This is a genomic window from Streptomyces sp. NPDC042638 (genome assembly GCF_040647235.1).
GTDB lineage: Bacteria > Actinomycetota > Actinomycetes > Streptomycetales > Streptomycetaceae > Streptomyces > Streptomyces rameus.
Genome location: NZ_JBEZBT010000126.1, coordinates 1 through 4,747 on the forward strand (window position 1 = coordinate 1; position 4,747 = coordinate 4,747).

The window sequence follows — 4,747 nt, forward strand, 5'->3', positions numbered from 1 at the left end:
TCGGGCCGCGCGCCGGAGCCGCTAGTGGTCCAGGTGGGGGCGGAACCGTGGGCCGAAGTCGTTATCCCAAGTCGTGGTCCGAGATCTTGGACATGCCGAACTGGTACTGCCTGCCGGGCCACAGGGTCGTCCCGTGCTCGACGGGCCGGTTCCTGCCTGCGGCCCGGTCCTGAAGGCGAGCCTTGACGTGGCTGTTTCCTGGTGGATCCGCCGCGGTCAGGATGCGGCGGGGACCGCCGTGTCCAGGCCGCGGGAGGCGACGAGCTGCGCGCTGCCGTCGGCCAGGCGGTAGCACAGGCCCACCACCGCGGCCTGCCCGGCGGCGACCTTCTCGGCGAGAACCCGGGAGCGGTCCAGCAGCAGGTCGACCGTGTGCCTTATGTGCTCGGCGAGGATCTCCTCGGGCTCGACCTGTCCGGCGGCCCGCGCTGCCAGCACGCTGGGGGTCACCCGCTCGACGACGTCCCGGATGTATCCGGCCGGTGTCACACCGTTCTCCAGGGCGGCGCAGGCCGCACCGACGGCGCCGCAGGAGTCGTGGCCGAGGATCACCACCAGCGGGCAGCCCAGCACGTCGACGCCGTACTCGATGCTCCCCAGCACCTCCGGACCCATGACGTGGCCCGCGGTACGCACGACGAAGAGGTCGCCGAGGCCGCGGTCGAAGATGATCTCGGCGGCCAGCCGGGAGTCGGAACACCCGAACAGCACGGAGAAGGGCTGCTGGGACGGTGCGATCTCGGCGCGGCGGGTCGCGTCCTGGTTCGGGTGCTCGGGGGAGCCTGCGACGAAGCGCTGGTTACCGGCCAGCAGCAGTTCGAAGGCGTCGCGGGGCGTCGGGGCGTTGATGTCGGTCATGACCGCAGCCTAAGACGCGGCACCGGCCGTCGCACCGCCTGGTCCCACCGAGACTCACCGGGTCGGGCCACGCTGACCGCCTTGCGAGGGCTCGGGGCGCCGGACGGACGCCCGGGCCGCGGGTGTGGCCGCCCGCCGTGACGCGGTGCAGCTCCGTGGCCGCCCGCCGTGACGCGGTGAAGCTCATGCCGGAGGCCGGTCAGGGCGCCGGACAGACGCCCGGGCCGCGGGTGTGGCCACCCGCCGTGACGCGGTGCAGCCCCTGCCGGAGACGGGTCAGGGCGCCGGTGGGCGGGGCGGGACCCGCAGAGCGAGCAAGGCGGTGTCGTCGCTGGCCCATCCTTCACTGTGCGCGGTGAGGGTGCCGGCGAGGTGGCGGACCATGCCCGATGCGTCCAGGCCCGCGCAGTCGGCGAACGCGGCGGTCAGGGCGGCCTCGCCGAACAGCGGGCGCTCGCCGGACGTGGGGGTGCGCCGGGCGCGGGCTTCGGTGGCGCCGTCGGTGTAGAGCAGAAGCGCGTCGCCGGGGGCGAGGCGGAAACGGACGTCGGTGAGCTTGACCTCGGGCAGGACGCCGAGCAGGCTGCCCAGCCTGCCGATCTCCTGGACGCGGCCATCGGCGCGCCGGATCAGGGCCGGGGGGTGCCCGGCCGTGCACAACCGTCCCGCGATACCGCCCGGGGTGGTGCGGAAGGTGGCGTAGACGGCGGTAAGGAACCGTTCGCCCTGTCGCTGGTCGATGAGGGCGGAGTTCAGGTGCTCGAACACGGTGGCGGGCGAGAGGTGCTGGGTGGCCTCGGCGCGCAGGGTGTAGCGGGCGAGGGCGGTGACCTTCGCGGCCTCCACTCCCTTGCCGCACACATCGCCCATCACGGTGCACCACCACGGTCCCTTGGCACGGAAGAGGTCGTAGAAGTCGCCGACCACGCTCGTGCCGCCGGCCGCCGGGAGGTAGGAGGCCGCGGTCTCCAGACCGGGCACCCGGCTCAGCACCGGGGGCAGCAGGCTGTCCTGCAGGCTGCGGGCCAGCAGGGTGGATGTCTCCAGCGCCTCGCGGGCGCTGGTCAGGGCGTCCTGCACGGTGGTGAGCGAGACACGCAGATTGATCTCATTGCTCACCGCGCGGGCCATGGTGGCCAGGGTGGCCAGCTCGGCGGGCTGCCAGGCGTGCCGGTTCTCATCGATCACGCACATGCTGCCCAGCACCTCACCGCCCCGGCCCAGGACGGGGTAGCCGGCCCAGGCGCCGATCTTCATCGGTCCCACCGCCGGATGGCCGGCGGTCCGGGGATCAGCGGCGGCGTCCTCGACCACGAACGGAGCGCCGTCCAGACCGACCAGGAAGTAGCAGAAGCTCTCCGCGACCGGGTTCTGCCGCTGGGAGATGTCCGCGGCGTCCACGCCGACGCACGACTTCCAGAACGAACGGTGCTCGTCGACCAGCGTTATGAAGGCACGGCCGCACCCGGTCACCGCCGCCGCCACCTGCGCGAGATCCTCGAACACGTCGTCCGGCCCGGTGCCCAGCAGCCCGGTCGCCTCCACGGCGGCCAGGCGTCGCGGATCCGACAGCGCCGCGGGCAACCCGTCGGGCCGGGTTCCCCCGACGAACATGGGCTGTACGGTCACGAGCATCCCCGCCCTCAGGCCACCGCCCGGCACCGGGCAGACACCGCCACGGCGGCCATCCCACCCGCGCACCGCTGCGTCAAGAGATGTGACGCAGCAGCCACGGTATCCCACAGCACACGCGGCAGGCAGGGCCGCAGCCGCTACGAGGCTCGGAAGCCGGGGCCTGGTGACGTGACCGTCCGGCCCGGACAGCGAGCGAGTCCGAGGAAGGCCGTCATGCTCCTCGGCCGTGTCCGGCAGGGACCCGTCAGTCGTTGTTCACCGGCCGCAGCGTGACGAAGTTCGGTACCGTCGCAGTAGCGCACCGTGCCGCCCGCGTACGCGCCGGCGACGGCCCGGCAGTCGAACCCGCCCTCCCACAGCACCACGTCGTCGGCGCACCACAGGACCAGGCGGCGACCGTCCTGCCAGAACCCGCGGCCGACGACCCGTGCCCCGATGCCCCGGGCGGTCAGCCGGCAGGAACCGTCGTGGCACGCGGCGGCGACCACGGTGCCGCCGCGATGGCGGGCGGGAGACGCGGCTCCCGGCGGGGAGCGGATGCCGTCAGGTGAGTCTGCCCTGGCCCGGGTCCACTCCGCCAGGGCACTCGGCCCGGCGCGGCCGTCAGCGCCGTCGCCGACCAGTACGGCCGTACGGCCGCGGAATCCCGGGTCAGCGCGGAGTGCGGGGTGCCGGGCGGCGTGACGTCGGCGCGAACTCGGCCGACAGGGACGACCGCCAGAACCGGCCACCCTCATCGTCCAGGCGAGCCAGTGTCGTTCCCGCCGATGAGCGAGCCGCGTGGCACGGGTGGCGTGCCGGGCTCCACCGCACACTCGCCCCGGGCGCTCGCGGTGAAACCGGGAGGTCAGGAATCAGTACTCAGCGCGGGTCGCTTCGGCACCGGGTGCGACGGACGGTCGGCATCGCGGTGCGTGGCCGCAGCGCACGCACGACGTGAAGCGGCGGGTGGCGCGCTGGGCTCCCGCCTCGGCCGCCCCACCGGCGACCCCCTGCTGACACGCCGTCGACCGGTGTGCGAAGCCGCCGATCACGAAGGAGGGGTCGCGGCGGTGGGGCGGGAGCGTACGGCGGGCGGGCGACGGCGGCACAGCACGGTCGGCGCCGCACAGGCCGCGCCGACGGTGCTGGTGGTGTGCGGACTGGTCCTGGGAGCACTGCTGCTGCACCCCGACAGGGGCGTGTTCGCCAAGGGCCGCGGACGTCTCGGCGGCAACCCCGTCCTCGTGGTCGGCCTCGCCCGTCTGTCGCTCCTCGGCTGCCTGGCGCTGCGCGAGAAGTACCGGAAGCAGGTGGGCGCTGCCCGCGAACTCACCCCGGTGGAACAGCGGATGGTCGACGGCGTGAGCCGCGTCCTGACGGCCGCGTCGCTGGTCGTCCCGCTGCTCGTCATCGTCCTGCACCGGTTCGGTTCCTCCGGAAGCGGCGGCTCCGGAAGCGGCCACGAGTCGTCACCGCGCCCCAGTCGGCGGCCGGACCCGTTGCCCACCGTGCCACCGGCACAGCCTGCCGGGCACGCCGGCCACGGTGTGCACTGGGGGCTGACGCACGTCCTGCTCGGGCTCGGCATCGCCCTGCTCGTCGTGACCGCCGCGCTGCGCCTGTGGCGGTATCCGCACCGGCCTTCGCGGCCCGTTACAGGACGACAGTGCTCCCGGCGGCGGCGATAGCGGTCGCGGCCCTCACCGGCCCCGCGGTCTGGCTGGTCGCCTGCATCGCCGCCCTGTTCCTCGCCTACCTGCTCGTCACCGATGCGTGGACAGCCGCTGTCACCGTCCCGCCCGGCCGTCCGCGGGCGACACCCGCACTGACGGCCGCCGCCGCGAGCGCGGTGGTGCTGCTGGCCGCCCAGGCTCCGGTCGCCGGCACCTCATGGGCACGCCTGCCCGCCTCGCTCGCCGTCGTCGCGACCACGGTCTGCCTGGTACCGGCGCTGCGCACCCGCCGCAGGCCGCCCGGCTGACCGCCGAGACCGCACCGGAATGCGCCGGGAATGGGCCGGGAATGGGCCGGGTGCAGCGGCCCCACGGTCATAGCAGGTGCAGAGGGTTCCGTTGCTGATCCTGCGAGGCCGCTGCAGCGCACACGCACCCTGTGGTACGTCCGATGCGCCGGATCCGTCCCAAACCACTTCGGCAGGGTGCCTTTCACACGAGTGGGGGCCCCCCGGGGGCGGCCGGGCCCCCGGCCGCCCCGCCCCCGGCCCGGCGACGACCTCCCGCGGTGACGGGGTCCCGCCGGGTGCCCCGAGGTG

At 74.1% G+C, this 4,747-nt stretch carries 4 protein-coding genes; 2 read left to right on the top strand and 2 right to left on the bottom strand.

The window, feature by feature from the left end:
* Nucleotides 1–216: 216 nt before the first annotated feature.
* A complete protein-coding gene (locus tag AB0B40_RS37910) occupies nt 217–858 on the bottom strand; it encodes a carbonic anhydrase (protein ID WP_345048495.1) in 642 nt (213 codons plus the stop codon).
* Between the two features lie 276 nt (nt 859–1,134).
* Nucleotides 1,135–2,472, bottom strand: coding sequence for a GAF domain-containing SpoIIE family protein phosphatase (locus AB0B40_RS37915; RefSeq protein WP_345048520.1), 1,338 nt, complete (start codon nt 2,470–2,472; stop codon nt 1,135–1,137).
* Nucleotides 2,473–3,545: 1,073 nt separating this feature from the next.
* Here AB0B40_RS37915 and AB0B40_RS37920 point away from each other — a divergent pair.
* Complete coding sequence (locus tag AB0B40_RS37920; RefSeq protein WP_345048494.1) at nt 3,546–4,163, top strand: hypothetical protein; 618 nt, start codon at nt 3,546–3,548, stop codon at nt 4,161–4,163.
* Nucleotides 4,142–4,456 (top strand): hypothetical protein, encoded by a 315-nt coding sequence (locus AB0B40_RS37925; RefSeq protein ID WP_345048492.1) that lies wholly within the window; start codon nt 4,142–4,144, stop codon nt 4,454–4,456. Before AB0B40_RS37920 ends, AB0B40_RS37925 begins: the two co-directional genes overlap by 22 nt.
* The last annotated feature ends 291 nt before the right edge of the window (nt 4,457–4,747 follow it).